Genomic DNA, 25,830 nt, shown 5'->3' on the forward strand with positions numbered 1-25,830 from the left:
AGGTCACCCGATGTCGCGCCGCCGGAAGCCGGCCAGGCCCGCCGCGGTCAGCACGACGGCCACGCCGGTCAGCCAGGCCAGCGGGGCGATCGCGAGCTCACCTCCTGGCAGATTCGGCACGTGCGCGTACGGCGAGATGTCGAGCACGGCCTGGTTGAGCTTGAACAACGACCCGAACTCGCCCAGCAGCAGGAAGAACACCAGGAACACCCACGCCAGCGAGCTCCACCGTGGCACCAGCCCGAACAGCGCGGCGACGATGCCCACCAGCACCCAGGTCGCGGGAATCTGGACGAGTGCGGCGCCGACGACGCGTTCGAACGCGCCGGCCAGGTCGTCGGTCTGCACGCCGTGGGCGAAACCCGCGAACACGCCCATCACGAGCACCAACCACGCCGTGCCGGCGAACGCGATCAGCAGGTGGCTCGCCGTCCATCGGTTCCGGCGTACGGCCGCGGTAAGCACGGGCTCGGCCAGTTGCCCGGCTTCGTCCGAACGCAGTCGCAGTGCCGCCTGGACACCGTAGGCGGAGGCCAGGACACCCATGATCCCGAGAACGGCGGAGAAGAAACCGTCGGTGATGCCGTCGGTGCCACCCATCGTCTGCAGGATCTCGCGGAAGCGCGGGTTGTCGTCCAGCATGCCGCCGATGCTGGCGGCGATGTTGCCGAGCAGCAGCCCGCCGAACGCGAAGCCGATCGTCCAGGCGATAAACGCACCACGTTGTAGCCGCCAGGCAAGACCGAGGGGCGTGCCCAGCCAGCCGGCCGCGCGGGAGGGTCCAGGCCGCTCGGCCAGCAGTCCGGCACCCAGGTCACGGCGGCCCGCCAACGCGTACGCACCGGCGGTCATCAGGGCGACGAAGCCCAGTGGGATCAGCAGCACCCACCAGCGGTCGCCGGCGAACGGGCGCACCGCCACACCCCAACCGGACGGCGACAGCCACGACAGCCACTCCGGCCCCGAGGTGTCGCCGACGGCCCGCAGCACGAACGCGACGGCCAGCGCACCCGCGGCGATGCCGTTGGCAGAGCGGGCGTTCTGGGTGATCTGCGCCGCGATGGCCGCGATCGAGGCGAACGTGCACGCCACCATCGCCCACATCGCGCCGAACGCGAACGAGCCGCCGGCCGGGAGCCCGACGCCGGTCAGGCCGAGCGCGACGATCAGCCCGATGACGATCGCGGTGCTGTAGGAGACGGCGAGAGCCGCCGTCAGCGCCGCGTAACGCCCGACGACGCCGGCGCCGACCAGCTCCAGCCGGCCGGCGTCCTCTTCGGCGCGGGTGTGCCGGGTGACGGTGAAGATGGCCAGGACGCCGAGGAACAAGGCGTACAAGGCGATCATCTTGATCATCGACACCGCGCCGAGCGACGTGGGGTCGTAGACCCGGCCGTACAACGCGACCAGCGCGGGCGCGTTGTTGACCGCCAACGCGGCGTCGACCCTCGACTGCACCGTCGGGAAGAGCTCGATCGAGGCCTGGGCCGACCCGACCGCGATGCCGGCGAAGATGACGATCCACACCGGCAGCAGGATCCGGTCGCGGCGCAGCGCGAGGCGTACGAGTCCGCCGGTTCCGGCAAGAGCGTTCATCGCGACGCCCCCGCGTGGTTGCTGTTGTGGTTGCCGTGCTGATTTCCGGCCAGCTCGTCGGAGTAGTGCCGCAGGAACAGCTCTTCCAGCGTCGGCGGCTGGCTCACCAGGCTGCGTACGCCGGCCGCGGTCAGCTGGCGCAGCACGGCGTCGAGCTCGGTGGTGTCGACCTCGCAGCGCACCCGGTTGCCGTCGATCTGAAGGTCGTGGACGCCGGGCAGGTTCGCCAGCCCGTTGGCCGGTGCGGCCAGCTCGGCCTGGATGGAGGTACGCGTGAGGTGCCGCAGCTCGGAGAGCGTTCCGCTCTCGACCGCCTTGCCCTGCCGGATGATCGTCACCCGGTCGCACAACGCCTCGACCTCGGCGAGGATGTGGCTGGAGAGCAGGACGGTCCGGCCGGCCCGGCGTTCCTCCTCGATGACGTCGCGGAAGACCTCTTCCATCAGCGGGTCGAGGCCGGAGGTCGGCTCGTCGAGCATCAGCAGCTCGACATCGGAGGCCAGCGCGGCGATCAGAGCGACCTTCTGCCGGTTGCCCTTGGAGTAGGTGCGGCCCTTCTTGCGCGGGTCGAGGTCGAAGCGCTCGAGCAGGTCGGCGCGGCGCTTCGGGTTGAGTCCACCACGCAGCCGGCCGAGCAGGTCGATGACCTCGCCGCCGGACAGGTTGGGCCACAGCGTGACGTCACCGGGGACGTAGGCGAGCCGCCGATGAAGTGCGACGGCGTCGTTCCACGGGTCACCCCCGAGCAGGCTCGCGGTGCCTCCGTCGGCACGCAGCAGGCCGAGGAGGACGCGGATCGTCGTGGTCTTCCCGGCGCCGTTGGGCCCGAGGAAGCCGTGGACCTCGCCCGTGCTCACGGTGAGGTCGAGACCGTCGAGAGCCTTGGTCCGCCCAAATGACTTGGACAGGCCCTGGACGGAAATGGCAGATGTCATGAGACCTCACTGTACACTTCATTCATAAACTTGTGAATCTAGTGAACACTAAATCAATCAGGGAGGATGGGCGCCATGCCAGGGAGAACAGGGTCCGGGTCGCCGCCGGCACCCGGAACGAGACCAGAATCACAACGCGACCCGACCGAGGTCGAACGCTACGTCGAACGACTGGCCGGCGCACTTGTCGAGATGGGCACCAACCGGATGGGCGCACGGGTGTTCGCGGCACTCGTGGTCTCGGAAGAGGGACGGCTGACCGCCGCCGAGCTGGCCAGGCGGCTGAAGGCGTCACCGGCGGCGATCTCAGGCGCGGTGCGCTATCTGGAGCAGGCCGGCATGCTGCATCGCGAACGCGAGCCCGGCTCACGGCGTGACCTCTACGCCCTGCACAGCAACCTCTGGTTCGAGACGATCGTCGACCGCGAGCGGCTGATGGGCCGCTGGGCGGACCGCATGCGCGAGGGGATCGACATCCTCGGACCCGAGACGCCTGGTGGCAAGCGCCTGATCGAGACGACAGCGTTCTTCGACTTCGTCGCCAAGGAACTCCCGGCGATGCTCGAGCGCTGGCGGGAGTACCGCGAGACGCTCCACGTCGACTGACCCGCTCCACCTGACCTCTCCTTCCACCCGCACGGGCGCCGGTAGCCGATCGGCGCCCTTTTCGTTTGCCCTGCGCATACCCATGCTATACAGATGACTTGTGAGCCATACAATTGTATTGGAGGTCGTGGATGCGACCCGCTGACGACCTCACCGCCAAGGCCCGGATCCGGGATGCGGCTCTGGAGCACTTCGCCGAGCACGGCAGCAAGGGCGCGACGATGCGGGCGATCGCTGACCGTGCGGGCGTTTCGCTGGGGCTGGTGCAGCACCACTTCGGCAGCAAGGCCGGGCTGCTCGACGCCTGCGACGCGTACGTGCTGGCGTTCGTCCGCAAGCAGATCACCCTGGCTGTGGACGAGCAGCAGCTGTCCGAGCCCGCGTACGTCGCCGAGGCGCACCAGCTCGCGCCGCCCGTACTCCGCTATCTCGGCCGGGCCCTGGCCGACGGCACGCCGGGTGCGGCCGCCCTCTACGACGAGCTGGTCACGACGACCGAGTCGTTCCTCGCCGAGCACACGCCCTCGGCCGACCCGCGCGGCGAGGCCGCGGTGTTCGTCGCGATGCGGCTGGGTGTGTACGTACTGCACGAGCACCTGTCGCGGGCGTTCGGCGCTGACGCGTTCTCGCCCGGATCGCTGCCACGGATCGGCAGTGCGCTGCTGTCGATCGTCTCGCCCGACCTCTTCGGAGCGGACCTGACCAGCCAGGCACGCACCGGATTGGAGCGGCACGGCAAAGGTGAGGGGACCAACCGATGAGCGGGACACTTGCGGGAACCGGTGGCCTGGTCCGGCTCGTCCTGCGCCGAGACCGGCTGGTGCTTCCGGTGTGGATCGCGGTCGCGGCGCTCGTGCCGCTCGGACTGGCGTCGGGGGCCGGCGACCTCTATCCGACGGCAGAAGCACTACGGCAGTACGCCGACGACGCGATGAGCAACCCGGCGCAGGTCGCCATGCGGGGAATCGTCTACGCGCCCACGCTCGGCGGCGTCACGGCCTGGGGTGCGGGCATGTCGAGCACGCTGATCTTCGCGATCGCGAGCCTGCTGATCGTGATCCGGCACACCCGCGTCGAGGAGGAGACCGGACGGCGCGAGCTGCTCGGATCGACCGTCGTCGGGCGGCCTGCGAGCCTGACGGCTGTCCTGGCGGTGGTGTTCGCCTCCAACCTGCTCGCGGGACTGCTGCTGGCGGGTGGTCTGGCGTCCACCGGACTGCCGCCGGCCGGCGGCTTCGTGCTCGGGCTCTCGGCGGCCGGTGTCGGCATCGCCTCGGCTTCGGTGGCCGCGGTCGCCGCGCAGCTGACGGCGAGCGCGGGCACGGCGCGCGGTGTCGCGTTCGGTGCGCTGGGATTCCTCTTCCTGCTCAGGGCAGCTGGCGACGCGCGCGGCGAGGCTTGGCCGGCGTGGCTGTCGCCGTTCGGGTGGGCGAGGCTCACCCGCGCCTACACCGGCGACCGCTGGTGGGTGCTCGGGCTGTTCGCCGGGTTGGCCGGCGTCGTGTGTGCGGCCGCCTTCGCACTGGCCGGCCGGCGCGACCTCGCGGCCGGCCTGTTGCCCGCCCAGCTCGGACCTCCGGCGGGTGCGCCGGGCCTGCGGACCGCGTTCGCACTGGCCTGGCGTACGCATCGGGCGAGCCTGCTGGCGTGGACGGCCGCCTACGCCGTGGTCGGGCTCCTGCTCGGCGTCGCGACGCTCGGGGCGACCGACCAGCTGGGTGGCCTGTTCTCCGGTGCCGACGCGCTGTTCACGTTCAGCTCGCTGGTCCTGAGCCAGGCCGCGGCCGGGTACGCGATCCTCACCGCACTGCGCCTGCGCACAGAGGAGCAGAGCGGGCTCGCCGAACTGCTGCTCGCCACCGCGCCCAACCGGATCCGCTGGGTCGCCGCGCATCTGGTGTTCGCGCTGCTCGGGCCCGCGGTGCTGCTGGGCGCGGCCGGCATGTTCGCCGGCCTGGCATACGGGCTCGCCACGCACGCCGTCGGAGAGCAGCTGCCGGCCCTGCTGGGCAGCGCGCTGCTCTGGCTGCCGGCCGTGTGGGTCGTGGCCGCGATCGCCCTTGCGCTGCAGGGATTCCTGCCGCGGTTGGCGACGGCGGTAAGCTGGGCGCTGCTCGTGGTGTTCCTGTTGCTGGAGCTGGCGTTCGAGTTCGGTCAGGTCAGCCAGGCGCTGCTGGACCTGTCGCCGTTCACCCACATCCCTCGCGTCCTGCTCGGTGTGCCGCTCACACCCGGACCGATCGTGGTGCTGCTGGCGCTGGCCAGTGCCCTGGTCGCGGCCGGCCTGGCCGGCATCCGCCGCAGGGACGTTGGATAGGCCGGTTCGGCCGCAGGCTTTGGAGGACGACGAAAATGCTGGCGAGATCACTGGGTGACGACGGCGCGGAGCTGCGCCCGCTCGAGCCGTGGCAGGCCGAGGAGTTCCTGACCCACATGGACCGGGCGCGCGAACAGGTGAGCCGCTACATCGGGCTGGCCGACGCGGTCAGCGACCTGGCGTCCAGTCGCGCCTACCTCCAGAGCTACGCCGACAAGACCGCGGCCGACACCGGCCGGATCTGGGGCATCTGGGCCGACGGCAAGCTGGTTGGCGGTGTGCTGTTCCGGGTGATGGACGTCGTACGCAGCAGCGCCGAGGCGGGCTGCTGGCTGGAGCCGGCAGCGGTCGGCCGGGGCCTGGTCACCCGGGCCGCCCGCGCGATCATCGACTGGGCGATCGAGGAACGCGGCTTCCATCGCGTCGAGTGGGTGGCCGCCACCGACAACCAGGCCAGCATCGCCGTCGCCCGGCGGCTCGGCATGCAGAAGGAAGGCGTGCTGCGGGAGAACTACCCGCACCGGGGAACCCGGCTCACCTCGGAGATCTGGTCCGTGCTCGCATCCGAATGGCGGACCGCGAAGCGGGCCGGCTGAGCACCGGCCTGCCGCAGGCGGACAAGGAGCGTGTGCCGGCTCAGGCCGGGCGGGCGAGGTAGTCGGCCAGCTGGTGCAGGCGGTCGAGCACCCGCGAGAGATCGGCTGGCTCGGTGTTGCTGGTCCACACAGCGATGTCGAAGGCCGTCGCCGCGACGCACAACGCGAGCGCCGACGGGCCCGCGACCGCCTCCGCGGCCGTGCGGATCATCGCGAGCGTGGCCCACTGGTCGGGCTGGCCGGCGCCCTCCATCCAGGCCTCGCGCAGCAGCCAGGCGTAGTCGATCACCCGGCTCCCGCTGCCCAGCGCCTCGATGTCGATGACGCCGCTGATTCGCCGGTTGTGAATGAGCACGTTGCAGCTGTTGAAGTCGCCGTGCACCAGGTCGGTCGACGGCAACGCGGTCGGGCCGAGCCGGCCGAGCAGCCAGTGGTAATGATCGATCAGCATGAGTCCCGGCTGGCCGAGACCCTCCAGCGTCTTGCGCGAGCCATAGGCGGGGGAGTCGAGCACGGTCGCCGTGACGTATTCCGACCAGTCGCGTTCGGGCAGCGGATTCAGCCCGGCCTGCTGCTCCAGGATGCCGACCAGTTGCGTCGCGTTGTGCAGAGTCAGCGGTGTGGCGGGCTCACCTGGCGTGTATTTGGTCAGCTGATAGACGCCTTCGTCGGTGGCCCCGACAACCAGCCAGGCAGGGGTGGGGTAGCCGACCGAACGGACCGACTCGACGGCTTGCGCGACTCGTTGCAGCTCCTGCAGCCGGCGCGCGTCCGGGAACCATTTCAGGACCGCGACCCGGCCGTCAGGGTCTTCGAGCAGATAGGCCCCACCTTGCAGGCCACCGGAAAACCTCGACCGGAGCGCCAGCTGCGCGCCATAGGAGCGGTTGATGTCCGCGATCGCGCGATGGATGGATGGCGAGACCTGATCGGTCAAGCCATCGGACTGAGGGAGGGCCACGCGCCCCAGGTTAGCCCCCATTTATTACCGCGATGGTCAAACCGTCCCATCCCTTGCTTCCGACCGTTTGCAGGGTGGTCGCGTCTACTCGTGGCTCGGATTTCAGCTGATCGTGCAGTCGCCGGATGCCCTGCACATCAGCGCTCTGACTGTCGGCTTGAACAACGCCTCCACCGCGTACGACGTTGTCGATGACCACGACGGTTCCAGGCCGCGAGAGCTTCAGCGCCCAGTCGAAATAGTCCGGAATGCTGGCTTTGTCGGCGTCGATGAAGATGAAGTCGAACGGACCGGCACCTTCCGCGTCCACCTTCGGCAGCGTGTCGAGGGCCGGTCCGACTCGCAGGTCGACGCGATCGGCGAGCCCGGCTGCCGCGATGTTGGAGCCCGCGACCTCGGCATGCTTCGGGTCGGCCTCCAGCGTGATCAGCCGGCCGCCGTCCGGGAGCGCGCGAGCCAGCCAGATCGTGCTGTAGCCGCCGAGCGTTCCGATCTCGAGGATCGAACGAGCGCCCTGGATGCGGGCCAGCAGCTGCAGCAGCTTGCCCTGGTTGGGCGCGACGCTGATGGTGGGCAGTCCGGCCTCGGCACTGGCTGCGAGCGCGCCCTCGAGCGCGGGATCGGCGGGTATCAGGGCATCGGTGAAGTACTGGTCGACGTCGGACCACAGCTGCTGATTCACCCGGCCGACCATACGCGATCCCGCTCGGCGACAGAACGCCCCCGCTGGTGGCCAGAAACGGAATCCTCGATGTCAAGAAAGCGGCGTGCTGTGCCGTGTAGATGATTGATGGAGATGCACACGACCTGCACCGAGTCGTTCACCCGGGTGCTGCGAGTCACCACCAACCTGGCGATCGACCGCGTACGCGGCAAGGAGCGGCCGGCCGACCTGGCCGGTGACCATTTCCCACCGGTCGCCGACGTTCAGGACGGCTTGACGTTGCGGCTCACGCTGACGCAGGCGTTACGGGAGCTGCCCCGGCGTCAGCGCGAGACGGTGGCCCTGCACTATCTGGCCGGCCTCACGCAGGCGGAGGTTGCCAGGGTCCTGGAGATCAGCCCGGGATCGGTTGCCCGGCATGTCCATCGCGGGCTCGCGGCGTTGCGGGTCCAACTCGTCGAAGAACTCGTCAGAGGAGGGACATTGCGGATCAGGACCATGGAGGAAGCGCTGCGACTGGCGGGCACCGACCAGCTCGTGACGGCGAAGGTGACCGGCCAGCTCGGCGGAACGCCCTTGTACACAGTGGATATCGGCATGCCTGCGGTTCTGCTGCTGCCCGGACAGGCCGAACGCCGGCCGGCCGGCGGCGAGCTGATCGGTGAGGAAGTGGAGTGCGTCGTCGCCGAGGTCGACCAGCAGCGTTCGCGCGTACTGGTGGCCAAGGTGCCGCGACGCCAGTCAACCAGTCGGTCATCCGATCAGTCATCCAGGCGAGGTGCTGGCGGTCGGCGAGAGCGTCCGGGTCGAGATCGACGCGACCAGTCCGGCTACCGAACGGGTCTCACTGCGACTGGCCGGGAGCGAACGCGGCACGGACGAGTAGCTCGTAGATCGGGCGTGGGTCGGTCTCGTCGTGGCGGGCGATGCGGTGCAGGATCAGCCCTTCGGAACAGGCGGCGATCGCGCCGGCCGCGGTGACGGGGTCGGCCGCGCCCAACCTGGCCAGCATGGACACGGCGGCGGCCTCCATCAGCGCCCGGCCACGCGACACGGCCGTACGCAGCTGCTCGTCGTGGCCGGCTTCCAGGAACAGGGCCAGTCGCGCGGTCGTGGCGGGCCGGTTGACGCCCGTGAGGTAGTCCAGCACCTCGCACAGGCCGTCGACGAGCTCGCCGGCGGAGGCCGGTGCCAACGCGGTGTCCACCTGCGGCAGCTCGCGTTCCAGGATCCAGTCCAGGACGCCGCCGAGCAGCGCCGCCCGGGTCCGGAAGTGGTTGGACGTCGAGCCTTTCGGCAGTCCGGCGCGCGCGTCGACGCGCGCGTGGGTGAGAGCACGCAGCCCCTGGCTTCCGACCAGGTCGACAGCGGCCTCGAGCGCGCGGATCTTCGTGGACTTCACGACGGGATACTATAAACGTAGTGCCAAAGCACTACGAACGTAGTACCGTGCTGCCATGTCAGGCACCACCGCACTTCCGGCGCTCGACGGAGTCGAGCACCACGACATCGAACTTCCAGGACTGCGCATGCACGTCGTCGAGGCCGGCCCAGAAGTCAGCACAGCAGGCAGCACAGTCGAGCCGGTCCTGCTGCTGCACGGATTTCCCCAGCACTGGTGGGAATGGCGTGCCGTGATCCCCGGGCTGGCCGAGCACCACCGCGTGATCTGCCCGGACCTGCGCGGCGCCGGCTGGACCGACGCTCCGGCCGGCGGATACAACCGCGAGCAACTGCTCGCCGACGTGATCGGACTGCTGGACGCGCGTGGGCTCGACCGCGTCCACGTGCTCGCACACGACTGGGGAGCGATCCTCGGCTTTCTGCTCTGCCTGCGCCATCCGGAACGGGTCGGCCGCTACATCAGCTGTGCGATCCCGCATCCGTACCTGAGGTTCGACCACCGCATGCTCCCGGCGATGTGGCGGATGTGGTTCCAGTTCGCGATCGTCACGCCCGGCCTCGGTCCCCGCCTGCTGGGCTCGGGGAGGCAGCCGCTCGCTCGCCACCTGCTGGGCGAGCGCGCCGCAGGCCGGCCCACCTGCTCGGAGGCGGACCTCGAGATCTTCCTGGCCCGGATGCGCGAGCCCGCGCGCACGCGGGCCGCCGCGGCACTGTATCGAGGGTTCATCCAGCCCGAGGGCAGGCGGATCATCGGCGGCGCCTACCGCGACACCCGGCTCACGACACCGACCCGGCTCCTGATCGGGGCCGAGGATCCCGTCGTCCGGGCCGAGTTCATGGGTGGGTACGAGCCGTACGCGGACGACCTGCGGGTCGAGACGATCGCGGGTGCGGCCCATTTCCTCGTCGACCAGCAGCCGGAGGCGGTACTCGAGCGCGCACTGGAGTTCTTCGGCTAGGTTGCTAGCATAGTAGCCGTGAACGCCATCCTTGTTGACGACCTCGTGCACCGGTTCGGTGCCACCAACGCCTTGGCCGGTGTGAGCTTCGCCGTGGCCAAGGGCGAGGTGTTCGGCCTGCTCGGCCCGAACGGTGCGGGCAAGACCACCACGATCAAGATCCTGTTGACGCTGCTCAGGCCGACCGCCGGCCGGGCCTACGTCGCGGGGTTCGACGTACGGAACGAGCGCGAGGCCGTCCGGCGCTCGGTCGGCTGGGTGCCGCAGGAACGGGCGGTCGATCCGCAGCTGACCGCACGGGAGAACCTGCGGTTCATCGCCGGCCTGCACCACCTCGGGCGGCGCGAGAGCCGCGAGCGAGCCGACGAGTTGCTCGGGCTCGTCGACCTGGCCGCCGACGCCGACCGGCTCGTCCGTGACTACTCCGGCGGCATGCGCCGCAGGCTGGAGCTCGCAATGGGCCTGGTGCACCGGCCCGCTGTCCTGTTCCTCGACGAGCCCACGCTCGGCCTCGACATCGCGGCCCGGCGCAGGCTCTGGGAGCACGTCCGCCGGGTCCGCGAACAGGGCACGACCATCCTGCTGACCACGCACTACCTCGACGAGGCGGACGCGCTGTGCGACCGGGTGGCGGTGATCGATCACGGGCGGATCAACGCGATCGGCGCTCCCGTCGAGCTGAAGAGTGAGTACGGCCTGGGCAGCCTCGACGAGGTCTACCTGACCCTGACCGGAGCGGGGAGTGAGCTGTGAGTACGACCGCCGGTAACCCCGTTGCCGTCCCTGGCCCTGTCCCCGTTGCCGTGCAGGTCTGGCGCGAGCACCGTGCGCTGCTCGGACGCTGGCTGGCGAGGCTTCGCCGGGAGCCGTTCGCGATGGTCGGCGCGATCGTGCAGCCGGTGATCTGGCTGCTGCTCTTCGGCCACCTGCTGTCGCGGATGGCCGCGCAGGCGTCGATTCCGGGCGGCGACTACCTCCGGTTCATGACCGCGGGCGCGGTCGTGATGACCATCTTCAACGCGTCGATCGTCGGGGGAGTGGAACTGCTGTTCGATCGCGAGAGCGGGCTCCTGGTCCGGCTGTTCGCCGCACCCGTACACCGGATCTCCTTCGTGACAAGCAGGTTCTGCTACGTCGTCGGGCTGAGCTGCGTCCAGAGCGTGGTGATCCTGCTGGCCGCGTACGCACTCGGTGTCCGGTACGCCAGCGGCCTGCCGGGCATCGCCGGCAGCCTGCTGATCGGTGCGCTGTTCGGCGCCGGCATCACGTCGCTGTCGATGACGCTGGCGTTCGCGCTCAAGAACCACGCCGACTTCTTCACCATCACGGGGTTCGCCGGGCTGCCGTTGACGTTCGTCAGCAGCGCGCTGGTGCCGCTGAGCCTGATGCCGGACTGGCTGCGCGCGATGGCGCGGTTCAACCCGATGACGTACGCGATCGATGCGGTTCGCAGCCTTGGGCTGGACGGCTGGTCGTGGTCACTGCTGGGCCGAGCGACGGCCGCGCTGCTGCTGTTCGACCTCGCCTGCCTGCTGCTGGCGACGTTCGTGCTGCGGCGCGGCCTCGCCCGTTGATGCTGCGGATCGTCAAGCCTGGCAGAGGATCTCACCGTGCAGGGTGGCGAACCAGCCGTCGTCGGCGGCGACCCAGGTGAGCCAGCCACCGGAGATCCGCCGCAGGTCGGCGGTCGTGGCCTCGCCGGCTTCGACGGCCTGCCTGGCGAGTGAGGACGACACGATCCGCTCGGCCCACGACTCGCCCCACCAGGCGCGATCCTCCGGAGTGGCGAAGCACCACACCGACGCGCCGCCGGTCACCTGGGTGAAGCCGGCGGCCTTCGCCCACGACACCAGCCGCCGGCCGGCATCCGGCTCGCCGCCGTTCGCCCTGGCCTGCTTGCGATACAGCGCCAGCCACTCGTCGAGCTCGGGCACGGCCGGGAACCACGTGAACGCCTCGTAGTCACCGTCGCGGGCCGCGACATAGCCGCCCGGCTTGCAGACGCGGCGCATCTCGGCCAGTGCCTTGACCGGGTCGCTCAGATGCTGCAGCACCTGATGCGCGTGCACGACGTCGAACGTGTCGTCGTCGAACGGCAGGTGGTTCACGTCGGCGACCTCGAACGCGAGGTTGCCCTGCTGCTGCCGCTCGGCCTCGGCGCGGGTGAGCGCGAGCGCTTCGGCGGTCACCTCGCACGCGGTCACCAGGCCTGGGGCGACCAGCCGGGCGAGGTCCACAGTAATCGTGCCGGGCCCGGATCCCACGTCCAGTAACGACATTCCGGGCTGAAGGTGCGGCACGAGGTAAGCCGCGGAGTTCTCTGCCGTGCGCCACCGGTGGGAGCGCAGGACCGATTCGTGGTGGCCGTGGGTGTAGACGGCCGCGTTCGACGTCATGGCGCGACCGTAGCACCGCGACGTCTCGCATAACAAGACTTGAGTCTTACGATGTGGACGGCGCTGGAGCGGCCTCCACGTCGTTCGACTCGTTGCGCAGCGACCACAGCAGCATCAGCGCGGCTGCGACACAGCAGGCGGCGACGGCCCAGAACATCGCGGTGAGGCTGGCCTCGGCGAGGGCGCCGCCGAGCCAGTTGCCGAGGATGCGGCTGACGCCGAACACGAACATCACGTAGAAGCCCTGCACCGTATAGCGAATCCGCTCGGTCGCGTGCCGGTCGAGGAGCGCGCGCGTGCCCACCAGCGTGACGATGATGATCATGCCGTGCACGAGCTGCGCGCCGATCACCGCGGCCGCTGTCGGTATGACCGCCAGCGCGATCGAACGCACCGCCTGCAGCACCACGCCGCTCACCATGAACCAGCGCCAGCCGAGCTTGCGTACGAACCACCCGAACGCCGCCATGTAGCAGACCTCGAGCGCGACACCCAGCGCCATCAGCGGCCCGAGCCAACGCGCCTCCAGCCCGACGACCTGCGTCACCTGGAACGGGTAGAACGCCATGTATGCGGTGAAAGCGGTCTGAACGAGGAACATCGCGAGCACGAAGACCGCGAGGTTCGGCTGGCTGAACACCTGCCAGGCGGCGCGCGCGGTGTGCCGCAGGGGGACCCGTTCGATGTAGCGATGCACCGGCACCGGCAGCGCCGGAACGGTCAGCAGGCCGAGCACCGTCATGCCGCACGCGATGAACGGCAGCGAGGCCAGCGAGTCGTTCGCGGCGCCGAGCACGAAGTAGAGCAGGACGCCTGGGACGAGAAAGCCGGCGCTGCCCCAGATGCGTACCTTGTGGTAGCTGCTGACGGCGACCGCCGGCTCGGTGTGCCGGGCGGAGAAGTAGACGCCGTCCAGCAGCGGGCGGCCGGGCTCCCTGGCCAGGCTGTAGATCGTGTAGACGATCAGCACCCACCAGTAGCCGTGCACGAAACCGAACGCCAGTAGGGAGACCCCGCACAGCAGGATGCTGACGCCGAGCAGCCGGTCCACCCGGCCGAAGCTGTCGGCGAGCAGCGTGGCAAGCGGCGGCCCGACAACGGCCGCGAGTCCGGAAACGGCCAGCACGACGCCCACTTCGTACGGCGTGAGGCCGTGTTGCTGGGCGAGCAGGACGGACAGAAACGGCAGCAGCGCGCCGTCGACGGCGTAGATGAAGCCGTAGCTGGTCTTGAGCGCGAGGAGTGGATGCCGGCGAAGCAACGAGCGTCTGGAGCGGGAGGGAGTGGAAACCTGCTGGTCTTGGGCAGATGATGAATCTGACACGCGGACAGCCTTCGAGGTCGACGGATGACTTGGCGCCACTCCACTGTGCTCGCCGCTCCCTCCAGCCTGCCAGACGCCCACCGACAGAATCCATCGGAGCGACGCGACCGGAATGCGACATTGCCGCAAGAATGTGTTGTCATCGCTTCAGGCACTGCTCCAGGCATTTACTCCTGGCGTTGCATCGGCTTCCGCAAAAGGCAGAACTCATTGCCCTCCGGATCGGCCAGCACGGCCCATCCACCGTGTTCGGGCAGCTCCCGCCGATCGTCGACGATCGTGGCGCCGATCGCCAGCAGCCGTTGCACTTCGTCGGCCTGGCGGCCGTGGGGGCGCAAGCACACGTGGACGCGGTTCTTACCGGCCTTGGACTCGGGTACGCGCTGGAAGTACAGGTTGAGGCCACTCGGCAGCGTGATCGAGACCTCCGGATCGCCGGGCGAGTCCTCGGCGTCGAGAGGGTGACCGGTCACCTTGCTCCAGAACATCGCCAACTGGTACGGGTCAGCACAGTCGAACGCGACGTTGAAGATTCCGGATGTCATGGCTCAGGTTGTCCTTCCTCATACATTCTCATCAAACGGTTTTCAGGCAAGCCTTTGCCCGACTACCCTTGAGTGGGTGAGCCAGTTTGCCTGGGACCCAGATTCTTACCTCGCCCTGATGGCCGAAGAAATCCCTGACTACGAGCAGTTGCAGTCTGCCGTCGTGGAAGCGACCCAGGGGCTGTATCCGCGAAAGATCCTGGACCTCGGCGCCGGCAGCGGTGAGACCGCCCGTCGCGTGCTCGCCGTCCATCCAGGCGCCGACTACCTCGGTATCGACTCCAGCGCCCCGATGCTCGACGCGGCCCGGCGGGCGCTTCGTCCGTATCAGACCCGCTTCGAGGTGCGCCGGCTGGAGGATCCGCTGCCGAACCAGATGTTCGACCTGGTCATCTCGGCCCTCGCGGTGCACCATCTCGACGGCCCGGGCAAGGCCGACCTGTTCAACCGCATCCGGGCGATCGTGGCGCCGGGTGGGCGGTTCGTCCTGGCCGACCTGATCGTTCCGGAGGATCCCGCCGACGTGGTCACGCCGATCGACGGCGTCGAGGACACCCCGAGCACGCTGGCCGAGCAGCTGCGCTGGCTGGAAGCCGCCGACTTCACGGCGTCCGTTCGCTGGCAGCACCGCGACCTGGCAGTGATCTCCGCGGTCTAGCCGGTTACGCGAAATCTTCACAACTTCGCCGGGACTCTCTGCACACGGTGACCCTAAGCTGCGGCCATGGCCAATTCGAACGCCTCGTCGCAGGCACAGCCCAGGGTACTGATCGTCGAGGATGACGAGACGATCGCGCACGCTGTGCGGGACCGCCTGGTGGCCGAGGGGTTCGACGTTCGGATCGCGCTGGATGGGCAGGCGGCGCTGATCGCCTACGAACGCACCGAGCCCGACCTAGTGGTCCTCGACCGGATGCTGCCGAGGCTCGATGGGCTCGAGGTGTGCCGCCGGATCCAGGCCGCCCGGCCGGTGCCGGTGCTGATGCTCACCGCGCTGGGTGACGAGACCGACCTGCTCGTCGGGCTCGGAGTCGGGGCCGACGACTACGTAGCCAAGCCGTTCAGCATGCGCGAGCTGGTGGCCCGTGTCCGCGCCCTGCTGCGCCGGGTCGAACGGGCCGGGCGGCTCGCGACCGACGAGGCGATCCGGATCGGTGCGGTCACGATCGACCCGACCGAACGCAGGGTCTACGTGTCCGGCAGCGAGATCCAGCTCACCAAGACCGAGTTCGACCTGCTGCACCGGCTCGCGGAACGACCGGGGCAGGTCTTCGAACGCGAGCACCTGCTGGCCGACATCTGGGGCTACACCCAGGTCGCGGCCACCCGCACGGTCGACAGCCACATCCGCGCGCTGCGCCGCAAGCTCGGCCCGGGCGTCGTGCGTACGGTCCACGGCGTGGGCTACGCCCTGGAGCGGCCGTGATCTTTCCCGCACCAGGCCGGCCCGGCCAACCCGGCGAGCCGGATGAGGACGACGCGCCGGCCGGAATCCTCGACGGCCTCGGGCGGATCAAGGTCAAGCTCGGCGTCGTCATCGTGGCTTCCGTCGCCACCGCGTTCCTCGTCAACGAGGGCGGCCGGCTGGTCAGCATGCCGGCTCCCGCACGCGTCGTCATGGCCACGCTGCTCGCGCTGAGCATGGTGCAGGTGCTGTCGCGCGGCATGACCAAACCCCTGCGCGACATGGTGGCCGGCGCCCAGCGCATCGCCAAGGGCGGCTACGACCTGCGGGTACGAGCCGAGTCGCGCGACGAGGTGGGGGAGCTGGCCCGCGCGTTCAACGCGATGGCCGGCGACCTGGCCGAGGTCGACCGGCAACGCCGCGAGCTCGTCGCCAACGTCAGCCACGAGTTGCGAACTCCGATCGCCGCCCTGCGGGCCGTGCTGGAGAACCTCGTCGACGGGGTCTCCGAACCCGACCCGCAGACACTCGGCACCGCACTCGCCCAGACCGAACGGCTCGGCCGGCTGGTCAAGCAGCTGCTCGACCTGTCCAGGCTGGAGTCCGGCGCCAGGCTGATCCAGCCCGAGATCGTCGAGCTGGCCGACCTGTGCGACCAGGCCGTCCGCGAGTCCGCACTCGGACGCTCCGAGGTCGAGGTGCGCTGCGACGTACCCGACGACCTGGCCGTCCGCGCCGACCCCGACCTGCTGGCGCAGGCGCTGGCCAACCTGCTCGACAACGCCGTGCGCCACAGCCCCGAAGGCGGAACGGTCACGCTGGAGGCCGCGCCGAACGGCCGGGGCGTCCGGCTCACGGTCACCGACCAGGGCCCGGGCATTCCGGCGGCCGAACGCACGCACGTGTTCGAACGCTTCTCCCGGCTCGACGCCGGCCGCGCCGAAGACCTCGGCGGCACCGGGCTGGGGCTGGCGATCACCAAGGAAATCGTCGAACTGCACGACGGAACGATCCAGGTCGCCGACTCCCCGAGCCCGGAGGCGGGCACCGGCTGCCAGATGAGCATCGAGCTCCCCGAAAGGATCCTGATGAGTGAGACGCCCCCTTCGCCCGCGCCGACACCGGAACCGCAGCCCGCGAAGGAAGCCAGCACCGCGCCCGAGGCAGAGATTGTCGCCAATCCTGGTGCCAGTCCTGGTGCCAGTCCTGGCGGCAGTCCTGGCGGCAGTCCTGGCAACAATCCTGGCGGCAATCCCGTCAACAATCCTGGTGCCAATCTCGTCAACAATCCTGGCGGCAATCTTGCAGACAATCTTGCGGACAATCCGGCTGCCGCGATTGCAGCCGATTCCGTCGACAATCCCGTCGACAATCCGGTCGCCAGCCCTGTTTCGAGTCCTGCTGCGAGTCCTGCTGCCGCGATTGCAGCCAATCCTGTAGGCAATCCTGTAGGCAATCCTGTAGGCAATCCTGTCAACAATCCCGGCGGTGGGACCATTGCTGCGCCGTCAGCCTGGTCCGCTCCGCCAGGGCAGCAGCCCGCATTCGGCCCCGGCCAGCCACAGCCGTTCCCGCCGCCTCCGCCCAACTACGTACCGCCGCCGATCTTTCCGCGCCCGAAGTTGCCCGACAGCCCGAAGTGGCTCACGTGGCGCAGCGCGGCCGTCGGCCTGGTAGCCGCGATCGCGTGGCCGCTCACCAACCCCGGCATCGGCTTCTTCCTCGCCACGGTCGCCGTCGGCGTGGCTGCCGCGCCTGCCGTACGCAAGCGGCTCACTCCGTGGACGATCGGGTTCGCCGCGATTTCCTACCTGCTGGTCTCGGTCGTGGTCTTCCGCGACGCCCCGTGGATGGTGGCGCCGATGGTCCTGGCCGCCGCCGCGTTCGGCGCGCTGGCGGTCGCCGGCACCGGCAAGCACTGGCTCGGCATCGTCAAGGGCTGGTTCTCGGTCCCGCTGGCCGCACTCCACCTGCCCTGGTTCCTCGGCGGCCCGATCAAGCGATCGTTCAGCCGCGGGAAGCTCGCGCCGGCCGTGGTCGGCACCGTGGTCACGCTCGTCCTGCTGCTCGTGTTCGGCTCGCTGTTCGCCGCCGCCGATGTCGTCTTCGAAAGCTACGTCGAGGTGCTCTGGCAGGCCGACTGGCTCGAGACGCTGCCCGCCCGGATCGTCGTGTTCGGTTTCTTCGCACTGTCGCTTGCCGCGGTGGTGCTGGTCGCGCTGCGGCCGGTCGCCGAGCCCAAGCCGCCGACGATCGGGTTCCGGCTCAGCCGCGCGGTCTGGCTGATCCCGCTGGTCGCGCTCAACGCGCTGTTCGCGATGTTCGTGGTGGTGCAGGCCTCCGTGCTGTTCGGCGGGCAGCGCCACGTCCTGGAGACCGCGGGCATGACCTACGCCGAGTACGCCCGCTCGGGTTTCTTCCAGCTGGTGTGGATCAGCGTGTTCGTGCTCGGCATCGTCGCCGTCGTCGCCGGGATGCTGACGTTCAACGGCCGGGACCGCTGGCTGGCGGCCGGGCTGCTCGGCCTGCTCTGCGGCTGGACGCTGGTCGTGCTGGCATCGGCGATGCAACGCATCCATCTCTACGTCGACGTGTACGGCTGGTCCCGGCTGCGCGCCGAGGTGGCCGCGACGATCTGGTGGCTGGCCGCGGTGTTCGCGCTCGTGCTGATCGCCGGAGGGATTCGCCTGCTGCGCAAGGGATCGGCGCACTGGCTGCCGCGTACGATCGTCGCGGTCACCGGTGTCGGCCTCCTGGTGTTCGCCGGCTGGAACCCCGACCTGCGGATCGCGGAGAGCTCGATCCGCGAGCGCGGTGTCGACCAGATCGACCAGTCCTACCTCAGCGGCCTCGGTGCGGACGCGATTCCTGCGCTCGACAAGCTGCCCGAGCCCGTACGCAGCTGTGTCATCCGCGACATCATGTGGAGCAGCGACCTCGATCCTTCGAGCGACAAGCTGAGCGAGTGGACCAGCTGGAACCTCGCCCGGGCCAGAGGTCACCAGATCCTCCACGATCGTCCGGTCAACGAGGACGTCACCTGCAACTACGGTGCCTCCACCCCGGCGTACGACGACTGAGCGAGCACGGGCGCAGATCCTGCGCTGATCCGTACTGGAGACCTGCTGACCTGACATCATGTCCACATGGAGATCACAGAGACGGTACTGGTTCGCACGCCGGAGGAGTGGCGAGCCTGGCTCGAGGCAAACCACCAGACCAAGACCGAGATCTGGATGATCCGCTTCAAGAAGAAGTCCGGTAAGCCGTCGATCGACTACACCAAGGCGGTCGAGGAAGGCCTGTGCTTCGGCTGGATCGACAGCCTGGAGAAGGGCATCGACGACGAGTCGTACGCCTTGCGCTGGACTCCGCGCCGGCCGCGCAGCTCGTGGACCGAGACCAACCGGGATCGGGTTCGCGCGCTGCACGCGGCCGGCCGGATGGCGCCGGCGGGCCTGGCGATCCTGCCCGCCGACCTGCGCACGGAGCTCGGGGCCTGATGCGGGTCTTGCTGGTCGGGGCTCCCGGCGCGGGGAAGGGCACGCAGGGCAAGCGGATCGCGGAGCGCTACTCCGTACCCCATGTGTCGAGTGGCGAGCTGTTGCGTGCCAACGTCGACGACGGCACCGAGCTCGGGCGCGCGGCCCAGCCCTCGATGGACTCCGGCGGCCTGGTGCCCGACGAGCTGGTGCTGGCGATGCTGCGTGAGCGGATCGACGCACCTGACGCGAGCCGTGGCTACGTCCTGGACGGCATTCCGCGCAATCACGCGCAGGCCGAGGAGCTGTCCGACCTCGCCCTCGATGCGGTCATCTGCCTGGACGTACCCCACGACGAACTGGTCCGCCGCCTGCACGAACGCGGCCGCGAGGACGACGACGCCGACACCGTCGAGCACCGGATCGAGGTCTACAACACCGAGACCCAGCCGATGCTGGACTTCTACGAGGGCAAGGGCAGCTTGCACCGGGTCGACGCCGACGGCCCGGTCGAGACGGTGACCGCCAGGATCTGCGCGGTGCTGGCGAAGGTCATTCCGGCCTGAAGACCAGGCAGTAGTCGTTGGTGAACCACGGCAGTGGAACGTCCCAGTCGATCACGATCTCGCGCTCGAACCGCAGCACCTCCGACACCGCGCCGGCGATGTCCCAGGCCAGGGGAGTGACCAGGGTGCTGTCCTCGTCGTGGCGCAGGTTGGCGACGTTCAGCACGACCCGCGCGTCGGTCCGCAGCAGCGGCCGCAGCTGCCGGTAGACCTCGGTGATCTCGCCCAGATAGCGGGGGTAGTCGCCGTCCGTCGTCTGGTAGCCGGTCAGCGGATTCTCCGGATGCCCGGTCCTGGTCATGTACGGCGGCGACGTGATCGAGAAGTCGATCGGAGGCAGGTCGAGCTCGCCCAGTCGCAGCGCGTCGGCCTGCCGGATCGCGGCGGGGGCGGCCAACCTGGACTTGACGTAGTCCACGCGCTCGGCGTGCAGCTCCAGGCCCAGTGCCCGGCGGCCCATCCGCTCGGCGACGACCAGCGTCGTACCAGATCCGGCGAACGGGTCGAAGACGAGGTCGCCGGGCTTGGTGTAGGCGGCCAGGAACGTCTCGACCAGCGACTCGGTGTAGCACTCGCCGGGCTCGAACTCCTCGGCATGCTCGCGGCCACGGGGACCGGTCTCGGCCCGCAGCCGGATGACGGGATCCACGTCAGGAACGGTACCTGCCGGACTCGATGTAGTCCTTGAGGTTGCGTAACGTCTCCTCGATGTTGCGCAGGTTGTGCTCGTCGCGGTCGGAGACGCCGGTCGCCACCGGGCTGATCATCCGGAAGAATCCGCTGCGCAGGTCGGTCGTGCTCTCGGTGACCTGGCAGCCGTCCTCGGTGCCGTCGATGAGGTAGCGCCAGTCGGCGATCGGCGAGCCCATCGAGGTGACCCGCCACGCGAACGAACGGCCCGGCTTGGCGTCAGTGACCCGCGAGATCGTCCACCAGCGCGAAGCGCCGTTCTTGTTGATGCCCTTGAACTTCGCGCCCGCGACCGGCCCTTTCGCACCGCCGATCCACCGGCATTCCTCGACCTCCGCCGCCCACTTGGGCATGTTCGGCACGTCGCTGACGACGTTGTAGACGATCTTGCTGTCAGCCTTGATTTGGATGCTCGCACGTGCACCACCGGCCATGGCACATCATGATCGCATCGAATGCCCCAGCTGACGGACATTCGGGCCGATGGATTCCGGCGTGTTCGGGGTGGGAGCGCTTCTCCATGGCGCCGGGCCGATTCCGGTAGGGACGATACATCCGATTCGTCCGTGTATTCAGCGGTCCTGGCGGTGTACGGCGAGCCAGCCGCGCAGTTCCTCGTCAGCCGGGATGCCGGAACGCCCGTCGACCGCCCGGCAGGAGAGCGCGGCGGCGCCGTTGGCGTAGATCATGGCCTCGGGCAACGAGTCGCCGCGGGCCAGCGCGACCAGCAGCGCGCCGTGGAAGACGTCGCCGGCGCCGAGCGAGCTCGTCACCTCGATCGGGAATCCACCCGCGTCGACGCACACTCCGGCTTCGTCGACGGCAACGCAGCCGTCCGCACCGTTGGTCGCCACCACGCACAGCGCGCCGGCAAGCTGGGCTTGGCGCACCAGGTCCTCCGGCGGCAGGTCGCCGTAGGCCCGCCGCAGGGCCGGAATCGTCGGGCCGTAGAGACCGAGGCCACGCAGGCTCAGCCCTTCGACGTCGTTGCCGGCATCGACCGAGACGCGGTGCAGGCGATCACCCACCAGCTCGCGTACGACCGGCCAGCCGAGGTAGTCGACGTGCACCCAGTCGGCCCCGCGAACCAGGTCGGCGGCCACACCATCGGCCGGCACGGTGAACGCGGGTGGGCGGCGCACGCAGATCGCGCGGGTGCCGGACGACTCGTCCACCAGCACGACGCTCTCGCCGCCAGAACCCGACGGGATCGTCACCAGCCCGCTGGTGTCGACGCCCTCCCTGGCCAGGGCGACCTCGACCTGCCGGCCCTGGTCGTCGTCGGCGACCGGGCCGATGAACGCGGCCTCGGCACCGAGCCGGGCGGCGGCCACGGCGGCGGTGGCTGCGTTTCCTCCGAACCCGTGAACGATCTCGCGCGCCAGCAGCCGTTCGTCGGTGCCCGGCAGCTTGGGTACGACCGCGATCGTGTCGGTGTTGACCGAGCCGACGAAGACCAGTCTGGTCGGTCTGGCCGGTGTTGTTGGTCCTGTCGGTGCCGTCACGCGGCCACCTCGTTCCACGGCCGGGCGGCCGAGGAGACGATCCGCGACAGCTCGCGAAGGTACGGCACCGACTCCGTACGCAGGCGCTGCTTGCGGTCGGCGGCGGTCAGCGCGTTCGTCCACAACGCCCGCCCGGCCAGCAGCCCGGACGCGCCACCGCGGCAGGCCGCCTCGACCGCTGCGGGGAAGTCGGCGCGGTCGACGTGCGACGACAGCACGACCCACGGGCACGGCAGGACGGCCGTCAGCCGCAAGGCCGCCTCGGTGATCCGTCCTGGTTCCGCCTTGCCGTGGTAGGGCACCTCGACCTTGTACAGCGTCGGACCGGTCGCGCCGAGCGCCTCCGCGCAGCGGATCGCCGCCTCCGGATCCGGGGTGGGTGGCCGCACGACGCCTTCCACGATGCTCATCAACCCGGCCGCCCGGCAGGCGGCGACGAACTTCTCCGACTGCGCAACCTGCGCTTGCTCCCCGCCGTCCTCGCGCCACAGCACGAGCAACTTCGCGGCTGCGACGCCGCGGTCCGCGAATCCGGACAGATCCAGCGATTCGTCGAATACCGCGTCGCCGACCACCTCGCCCGGCCTTGCCGACAGCGCGTCGGCCGCGACGATCAGGCCAGTACCGGACATCGGCGTACGCAGGATCGGAGTGCCGAACTCCGGGTCGACGAGGAAGCCGGAGGCCTCCGGAGCGAGCACGTTCGCGACGTCCTGCTTGAACGTGATCAACTCGGAGTCGGGCACGTCGATGGCCTTACGCTGTGGGGTTTCCACGTCGGCGAGCATCGCGCGCAGCGACTCGCGCTGGTCCATCGCGACCATCAGAAACGTGCCGTTGTCGCGGGCGAGGTGGTGTAGTCCGTCAGGTCCCAAGCTCATTCCTAGCAGCGTGGCCAAGCGTGTCCGTTTCGTCAACAATGATGTCCGTCCAGGTCCTGCCATCGCCGTCCGGACCATGCCTACGGTCGAGGTGACTTCTCGAACACCGACCCGGAAGGGTGAGAAACGATGGCGGAGCAACCGAACGTCGACTTCTATCGCGAGAACGGTTATCTGCTCGTCAAAGGACTGCTGGACAAGGCTGAGGCGAAGGAGTACCGCGAGGAGAGCCACGCCCTGATCAAGCGGCTCAACCGCGACGTCGATCCGACGTGGGGGAGCGCTCGCGAGATCACGATGGGCGGGATGCAGACCGAGCTGAAGCACTGCCACGACGCGCAGTTCTACTCCGCGACGTTCAGCCGGCTGCTGGTCGACGAACGCTTCACCGACGTCGCCGCGGCACTGATGGGGACGCCGAACGTCCAGCTCCACCACACCAAGCTGTTCATCAAGCCACCGGAGAAGGGCTCGCCGTTCCCGATGCACCAGGACGCGCCGTTCTTCCCGCACGCCGCCCACACGGTCGGCGCCGCGATCTTCCACTTCGACGACGCACCGCTTGAGAAGGGCTGTGTCCGGGTCGTGCCGGGCAGCCACAAGCGTGGCCTGATCGAGCACGTGCAGGACGGCGGCTGGCACCTGCCGTTCTCGGAGTGGCCGTTGGAGAGCTCGGTGCCGTGCGAGGCCGAGGCCGGAGACGTGCTGTTCTTCTCCTACCATACCGTCCACGGCTCGGGCGTGAACTCCACGAACGAGGCGCGCACGACGTGGCTGGTGCAGTACCGCGACCCCGAGGACTATCCGACCAACGACTCCCACACAGGGTCGCTCGGACAGGGGATGATCCTGCGTGGAATCGATCCCACCTGCCGGACCGTCACGGCCTGACCGTGACCTGAGATGAATGGCCGCTCGCTCGTCAACCTGAACTCCGCCCGGATCGCCGTGTCCGTTGGCGGCCACCGGGCGGAGTTCGTCTACTGGGGTGTGCACGACCCCGGCCCGTGGCGTAACTACCTGCACCTGCACTCCTTCTACGAAGTCTGTTACGCCTACTCCGGCAGCGGTGTGTTCCGTTCCGGTGGCCACCCGCACGAGGTGGCCACCGGAACGCTGTTCCTGGCCCGGCCGGGCGACGTCCACGAGATCGTCTCGGACGAGACGGATCCGCTGGGCATCTGCTTCTGGGCGTTCACGCTGATCCCGCAGCGCGACAGTGCCGCCCAGCCCCTGCTCGAGGCGTTCGGCTCGCCGGGCGCGCCGGTGCTGTCCCGGGCCGCCGGCGAGGTGCCGGCCCTGCTGGAGATGCTGGCCACCGAGGCGAGCGCCCCGAGGTCTGGCTTCGACGACATGGCCTCGGCGCTGTCGCGGGCGTTGCTGGTCGACACCGCGCGGGCGTTCGTGGCCCATCCGGCCCTCACGCCGGCGCCACACGTCGAGCCGGGCGGGCAGGCCGAGCAGCTCGTGGAGACGATGCGCCGCTACGTCCAGGACAACTACGGCCGTCCGGTTTCGGTCCGCGACGTCGTGGCGCAGGTCCACATCAGCGAGCGGCACGCCAACCGCCTGTTCCGGCAGTACACCGGCACCACGATCCACGCCTATCTCACGCGGTACCGGCTGGAGGTCGCCTCCCAGCGCCTGGTCGACGGCTCGCGGTCGATCAAGGAGGTGGCACGGGCCTGCGGCTACCCGGACGTCCGACACTTCACCACGGCGTTCCGCCGCCGCTGGGGCCTGACGCCGGGCGAAGTTCGCGCTCGCAACGGCACCACGCACCTGCCGCGCCACGGTCCGGATACGATGAACGGCGATTCTGCCCATCCGGGCTAACGGGTGTCTGTGGAGATGTGAGGTTCAGGATGGCCCGCGCGAAACTGGCCGATGTCGCCGCGCGCGCCGGAGTGTCCAGGTCCACGGCGTCCAGAGCCCTTACCGGCAACGGCTATGCCGCGCCCGACGTACGCGACCGCGTGCTGCAGGCCGCCGAAGATCTCGGTTACATCCCGGACGCGAACGCTCGCAGCCTGAAGGCGCAGAGCACGCCCACCGTCGGGTTGCTGGTCTCCGACTTGCGCAACCCGTTCTACGCCGAGCTGGCGGCCGGTGCCGGCAACGTGCTGCGCAAGCACGGCTACACCATCGTCCTCGTCGACGACGCCGGAAACGACGCCGAAGAGCTCGCCGCGGCGCGTACGTTCCTCGCGATGCGGGTCGCCGGGGTCCTGTTGACGCCGGTCTCGGCCGAGGCGACGAGGTTCGTGCTGGCGCAGGGCGTGCCCGTCATCGAGCTCGACCGTCAGTTCTGCCGCGGCGAGTGCGACGCCGTGCTGGTCGACAACGTGGCCGCCTCGCGGGCCCTGGCCGAGCACCTGATCGGCCTCGGCCACCGCCGGATCACGCTCGTGATCGACGAGACCGTGTGGACCACCGGTGCCGGGCGGCTGAAGGGCTACCGGCAGGCGCTGGATTCCGCCGGCCTGCCAATGCGCGAGGAGTCGGTGCTGCACTGCGGCTTCGACTCCGACGAGATCTCGGTGTCGGTCGAACGCCTGCTGTCCGGCCGCAACCGGCCCACGGCGGTGTTCGCGGCCAACAACCTGATCGCGGAGGCCACCTGGCGCCAGATCAGCGCGCTCGGCCTGCGGATCCCCGACGACATCTCGTTCGTGGCCTTCGACGACGCGCCGTGGATGAGCATGGTCCAGCCCGGCGTGACGACGGTGGCGCAGCCCGCGTTCGAGCTCGGCGCCCGAGCCGCGCAGCTGTTGCTGTCGAGAGTGGCCAGCCCCGGACGCCCGCGGGCGAGCAAGGTCGGCACCACGCTGGTCGAACGCGGCTCGACCAGGCGCCTTCGCGGCGGCAAGCGCGCCGGCTAGGGGGTGTCCTGCAAGTGTCGGCGGATAGCGAGGACGGTCATGGCGCCGGGCTGGCAAGGCGGGCGGAGTCGTTCGTATCGGTCATACGGGCGATCTTCGTCCAACGCAGCCAGCGT

The 25,830-nt window shown here is 69.4% G+C and carries 27 protein-coding genes and 1 pseudogene; 16 read left to right on the top strand and 12 right to left on the bottom strand.

Translation table 11 applies throughout. From position 1 onward, the window contains the following. Positions 1-3: 3 nt before the first annotated feature. Both ACYVF6_RS40075 and ACYVF6_RS40080 read right to left on the bottom strand, forming a co-directional pair. Positions 4-1,596, bottom strand: a complete 1,593-nt coding sequence (locus ACYVF6_RS40075; RefSeq protein WP_460530009.1) for an ABC transporter permease — start codon at positions 1,594-1,596, stop codon at positions 4-6. Then, positions 1,593-2,531, bottom strand: a complete 939-nt coding sequence (locus tag ACYVF6_RS40080; protein ID WP_460530012.1) for an ABC transporter ATP-binding protein — start codon at positions 2,529-2,531, stop codon at positions 1,593-1,595. The genes ACYVF6_RS40075 and ACYVF6_RS40080 overlap by 4 nt, the downstream gene beginning before the upstream one ends. A 75-nt stretch (positions 2,532-2,606) precedes the next feature. Here ACYVF6_RS40080 and ACYVF6_RS40085 point away from each other — a divergent pair, with 75 nt between their 5' ends. The 4 genes from ACYVF6_RS40085 (at position 2,607) to ACYVF6_RS40100 (ending at position 6,050) form a co-directional block, all read left to right on the top strand. Then, on the top strand, positions 2,607-3,137 hold the full coding sequence (locus ACYVF6_RS40085; protein ID WP_460530015.1) for a GbsR/MarR family transcriptional regulator: 531 nt from the start codon (positions 2,607-2,609) through the stop codon (positions 3,135-3,137). Between the two features lie 131 nt (positions 3,138-3,268). Further along, positions 3,269-3,898 carry a TetR/AcrR family transcriptional regulator gene (locus ACYVF6_RS40090; protein ID WP_460530018.1) on the top strand — a complete coding sequence of 210 codons (630 nt, stop codon included), beginning with the start codon at positions 3,269-3,271 and terminating at the stop codon, positions 3,896-3,898. Further along, positions 3,895-5,454 carry an ABC transporter permease gene (locus ACYVF6_RS40095; RefSeq protein WP_460530021.1) on the top strand — a complete coding sequence of 520 codons (1,560 nt, stop codon included), beginning with the start codon at positions 3,895-3,897 and terminating at the stop codon, positions 5,452-5,454. Before ACYVF6_RS40090 ends, ACYVF6_RS40095 begins: the two co-directional genes overlap by 4 nt. Before the next feature lie 35 nt (positions 5,455-5,489). Further along, positions 5,490-6,050, top strand: a complete 561-nt coding sequence (locus ACYVF6_RS40100; RefSeq protein WP_460530024.1) for a GNAT family N-acetyltransferase — start codon at positions 5,490-5,492, stop codon at positions 6,048-6,050. Positions 6,051-6,090: 40 nt separating this feature from the next. Here the strand turns inward: ACYVF6_RS40100 and ACYVF6_RS40105 are convergent, their stop codons facing one another. Both ACYVF6_RS40105 and ACYVF6_RS40110 read right to left on the bottom strand, forming a co-directional pair. After that, on the bottom strand, positions 6,091-7,011 hold the full coding sequence (locus ACYVF6_RS40105; protein ID WP_460530028.1) for an aminoglycoside phosphotransferase family protein: 921 nt from the start codon (positions 7,009-7,011) through the stop codon (positions 6,091-6,093). Between the two features lie 10 nt (positions 7,012-7,021). Then, complete coding sequence (locus tag ACYVF6_RS40110; RefSeq protein WP_460530031.1) at positions 7,022-7,693, bottom strand: O-methyltransferase; 672 nt, start codon at positions 7,691-7,693, stop codon at positions 7,022-7,024. Positions 7,694-7,807: 114 nt separating this feature from the next. Here ACYVF6_RS40110 and ACYVF6_RS40115 point away from each other — a divergent pair. Then, positions 7,808-8,119: pseudogene (locus ACYVF6_RS40115) on the top strand (RNA polymerase sigma factor); the annotation flags it as partial. A 400-nt stretch (positions 8,120-8,519) separates the two neighbouring features. On the opposite strand, the gene ACYVF6_RS40120 reads toward ACYVF6_RS40115, so the two are convergent. Beyond that, positions 8,520-9,077 carry a TetR/AcrR family transcriptional regulator gene (locus ACYVF6_RS40120; RefSeq protein WP_460530034.1) on the bottom strand — a complete coding sequence of 186 codons (558 nt, stop codon included), beginning with the start codon at positions 9,075-9,077 and terminating at the stop codon, positions 8,520-8,522. A gap of 55 nt (positions 9,078-9,132) precedes the next feature. On the opposite strand from ACYVF6_RS40120, the gene ACYVF6_RS40125 reads away from it, so the two are divergent. From ACYVF6_RS40125 to ACYVF6_RS40135, 3 genes are read left to right on the top strand one after another with little or no spacing between them, the layout of a single operon-like run. Continuing rightward, positions 9,133-10,038 (top strand): alpha/beta fold hydrolase, encoded by a 906-nt coding sequence (locus tag ACYVF6_RS40125; RefSeq protein WP_460530037.1) that lies wholly within the window; start codon positions 9,133-9,135, stop codon positions 10,036-10,038. Between the two features lie 18 nt (positions 10,039-10,056). Beyond that, the gene (locus tag ACYVF6_RS40130) at positions 10,057-10,791 is read left to right on the top strand and encodes an ABC transporter ATP-binding protein (RefSeq protein WP_460530040.1); all 735 of its coding nucleotides are present in this window, start codon (positions 10,057-10,059) and stop codon (positions 10,789-10,791) included. Next, positions 10,788-11,612: an ABC transporter permease gene (locus ACYVF6_RS40135; protein WP_460530043.1), complete on the top strand. Its 825-nt coding sequence runs from the start codon at positions 10,788-10,790 to the stop codon at positions 11,610-11,612. The genes ACYVF6_RS40130 and ACYVF6_RS40135 overlap by 4 nt, the downstream gene beginning before the upstream one ends. A gap of 12 nt (positions 11,613-11,624) precedes the next feature. Here the strand turns inward: ACYVF6_RS40135 and ACYVF6_RS40140 are convergent, their stop codons facing one another. From ACYVF6_RS40140 to ACYVF6_RS40150, 3 genes are all read right to left on the bottom strand, one after another. After that, complete coding sequence (locus ACYVF6_RS40140; protein WP_460530046.1) at positions 11,625-12,434, bottom strand: methyltransferase domain-containing protein; 810 nt, start codon at positions 12,432-12,434, stop codon at positions 11,625-11,627. Positions 12,435-12,480: 46 nt separating this feature from the next. Continuing rightward, a complete protein-coding gene (locus ACYVF6_RS40145; RefSeq protein WP_460530049.1) occupies positions 12,481-13,695 on the bottom strand; it encodes an MFS transporter in 1,215 nt (404 codons plus the stop codon). Positions 13,696-13,925: 230 nt separating this feature from the next. Continuing rightward, on the bottom strand, positions 13,926-14,303 hold the full coding sequence (locus tag ACYVF6_RS40150) for a VOC family protein (protein WP_460530052.1): 378 nt from the start codon (positions 14,301-14,303) through the stop codon (positions 13,926-13,928). Between the two features lie 76 nt (positions 14,304-14,379). Between ACYVF6_RS40150 and ACYVF6_RS40155 the strand changes: the two genes are divergently transcribed. The 5 genes from ACYVF6_RS40155 to ACYVF6_RS40175 all read left to right on the top strand — a co-directional run bounded on the left by ACYVF6_RS40155 (position 14,380) and on the right by ACYVF6_RS40175 (position 19,756). Next, on the top strand, positions 14,380-14,961 hold the full coding sequence (locus tag ACYVF6_RS40155; protein WP_460530055.1) for a class I SAM-dependent methyltransferase: 582 nt from the start codon (positions 14,380-14,382) through the stop codon (positions 14,959-14,961). Between the two features lie 66 nt (positions 14,962-15,027). Beyond that, a complete protein-coding gene (locus tag ACYVF6_RS40160; RefSeq protein ID WP_460530058.1) occupies positions 15,028-15,729 on the top strand; it encodes a response regulator transcription factor in 702 nt (233 codons plus the stop codon). Next, on the top strand, positions 15,726-18,788 hold the full coding sequence (locus tag ACYVF6_RS40165; RefSeq protein ID WP_460530061.1) for a DUF4153 domain-containing protein: 3,063 nt from the start codon (positions 15,726-15,728) through the stop codon (positions 18,786-18,788). Before ACYVF6_RS40160 ends, ACYVF6_RS40165 begins: the two co-directional genes overlap by 4 nt. 66 nt (positions 18,789-18,854) lie before the next feature. Beyond that, a complete protein-coding gene (locus ACYVF6_RS40170) occupies positions 18,855-19,211 on the top strand; it encodes a YdeI/OmpD-associated family protein (RefSeq protein WP_460530064.1) in 357 nt (118 codons plus the stop codon). Beyond that, positions 19,211-19,756 (top strand): adenylate kinase family protein, encoded by a 546-nt coding sequence (locus ACYVF6_RS40175; RefSeq protein WP_460530067.1) that lies wholly within the window; start codon positions 19,211-19,213, stop codon positions 19,754-19,756. Before ACYVF6_RS40170 ends, ACYVF6_RS40175 begins: the two co-directional genes overlap by 1 nt. Here the strand turns inward: ACYVF6_RS40175 and ACYVF6_RS40180 are convergent. From ACYVF6_RS40180 to ACYVF6_RS40195, 4 genes are all read right to left on the bottom strand, one after another. After that, positions 19,743-20,405 carry a TRM11 family SAM-dependent methyltransferase gene (locus tag ACYVF6_RS40180; protein WP_460530070.1) on the bottom strand — a complete coding sequence of 221 codons (663 nt, stop codon included), beginning with the start codon at positions 20,403-20,405 and terminating at the stop codon, positions 19,743-19,745. The two genes, ACYVF6_RS40175 and ACYVF6_RS40180, sit on opposite strands and share 14 nt — an antisense overlap. Position 20,406: 1 nt before the next feature. After that, positions 20,407-20,880, bottom strand: coding sequence for an SRPBCC family protein (locus ACYVF6_RS40185; protein WP_460530073.1), 474 nt, complete (start codon positions 20,878-20,880; stop codon positions 20,407-20,409). 138 nt (positions 20,881-21,018) lie between these two features. Next, positions 21,019-21,951 (bottom strand): carbohydrate kinase family protein, encoded by a 933-nt coding sequence (locus ACYVF6_RS40190; RefSeq protein ID WP_460530076.1) that lies wholly within the window; start codon positions 21,949-21,951, stop codon positions 21,019-21,021. Then, on the bottom strand, positions 21,948-22,832 hold the full coding sequence (locus ACYVF6_RS40195) for a hypothetical protein (RefSeq protein ID WP_460530079.1): 885 nt from the start codon (positions 22,830-22,832) through the stop codon (positions 21,948-21,950). Before ACYVF6_RS40195 ends, ACYVF6_RS40190 begins: the two co-directional genes overlap by 4 nt. A 129-nt stretch (positions 22,833-22,961) precedes the next feature. On the opposite strand from ACYVF6_RS40195, the gene ACYVF6_RS40200 reads away from it, so the two are divergent. Genes ACYVF6_RS40200 through ACYVF6_RS40210 form a run of 3 tightly spaced genes read left to right on the top strand, consistent with a single transcriptional unit; the run spans position 22,962 to position 25,714 of the window. Further along, entirely contained in the window at positions 22,962-23,723 is a 762-nt protein-coding gene (locus ACYVF6_RS40200) for a phytanoyl-CoA dioxygenase family protein (RefSeq protein WP_460530082.1), read from the top strand. 12 nt (positions 23,724-23,735) lie between these two features. Next, positions 23,736-24,668 carry an AraC family transcriptional regulator gene (locus ACYVF6_RS40205; protein WP_460530085.1) on the top strand — a complete coding sequence of 311 codons (933 nt, stop codon included), beginning with the start codon at positions 23,736-23,738 and terminating at the stop codon, positions 24,666-24,668. Between the two features lie 29 nt (positions 24,669-24,697). Next, positions 24,698-25,714 carry a LacI family DNA-binding transcriptional regulator gene (locus tag ACYVF6_RS40210; protein WP_460530088.1) on the top strand — a complete coding sequence of 339 codons (1,017 nt, stop codon included), beginning with the start codon at positions 24,698-24,700 and terminating at the stop codon, positions 25,712-25,714. Positions 25,715-25,830 lie beyond the last annotated feature (116 nt).

Source organism: Flindersiella endophytica (assembly GCF_054779015.1).

Bases quoted from the DNA above. Each gene is read 5' to 3' on its own strand.
- ACYVF6_RS40075 (WP_460530009.1), bottom strand. From the start codon at position 1,596: ATGAACGCTCTTGCCGGAACCGGCGGACTCGTACGCCTCGCGCTGCGC.
- ACYVF6_RS40080 (WP_460530012.1), bottom strand. From the start codon at position 2,531: ATGACATCTGCCATTTCCGTCCAGGGCCTGTCCAAGTCATTTGGGCGG.
- ACYVF6_RS40085 (WP_460530015.1), top strand. From the start codon at position 2,607: ATGCCAGGGAGAACAGGGTCCGGGTCGCCGCCGGCACCCGGAACGAGA.
- ACYVF6_RS40090 (WP_460530018.1), top strand. From the start codon at position 3,269: ATGCGACCCGCTGACGACCTCACCGCCAAGGCCCGGATCCGGGATGCG.
- ACYVF6_RS40095 (WP_460530021.1), top strand. From the start codon at position 3,895: ATGAGCGGGACACTTGCGGGAACCGGTGGCCTGGTCCGGCTCGTCCTG.
- ACYVF6_RS40100 (WP_460530024.1), top strand. From the start codon at position 5,490: ATGCTGGCGAGATCACTGGGTGACGACGGCGCGGAGCTGCGCCCGCTC.
- ACYVF6_RS40125 (WP_460530037.1), top strand. From the start codon at position 9,133: ATGTCAGGCACCACCGCACTTCCGGCGCTCGACGGAGTCGAGCACCAC.
- ACYVF6_RS40140 (WP_460530046.1), bottom strand. From the start codon at position 12,434: ATGACGTCGAACGCGGCCGTCTACACCCACGGCCACCACGAATCGGTC.
- ACYVF6_RS40150 (WP_460530052.1), bottom strand. From the start codon at position 14,303: ATGACATCCGGAATCTTCAACGTCGCGTTCGACTGTGCTGACCCGTAC.
- ACYVF6_RS40160 (WP_460530058.1), top strand. From the start codon at position 15,028: ATGGCCAATTCGAACGCCTCGTCGCAGGCACAGCCCAGGGTACTGATC.
- ACYVF6_RS40170 (WP_460530064.1), top strand. From the start codon at position 18,855: ATGGAGATCACAGAGACGGTACTGGTTCGCACGCCGGAGGAGTGGCGA.
- ACYVF6_RS40175 (WP_460530067.1), top strand. From the start codon at position 19,211: ATGCGGGTCTTGCTGGTCGGGGCTCCCGGCGCGGGGAAGGGCACGCAG.
- ACYVF6_RS40185 (WP_460530073.1), bottom strand. From the start codon at position 20,880: ATGGCCGGTGGTGCACGTGCGAGCATCCAAATCAAGGCTGACAGCAAG.
- ACYVF6_RS40195 (WP_460530079.1), bottom strand. From the start codon at position 22,832: ATGAGCTTGGGACCTGACGGACTACACCACCTCGCCCGCGACAACGGC.
- ACYVF6_RS40200 (WP_460530082.1), top strand. From the start codon at position 22,962: ATGGCGGAGCAACCGAACGTCGACTTCTATCGCGAGAACGGTTATCTG.
- ACYVF6_RS40205 (WP_460530085.1), top strand. From the start codon at position 23,736: ATGAATGGCCGCTCGCTCGTCAACCTGAACTCCGCCCGGATCGCCGTG.
- ACYVF6_RS40210 (WP_460530088.1), top strand. From the start codon at position 24,698: ATGGCCCGCGCGAAACTGGCCGATGTCGCCGCGCGCGCCGGAGTGTCC.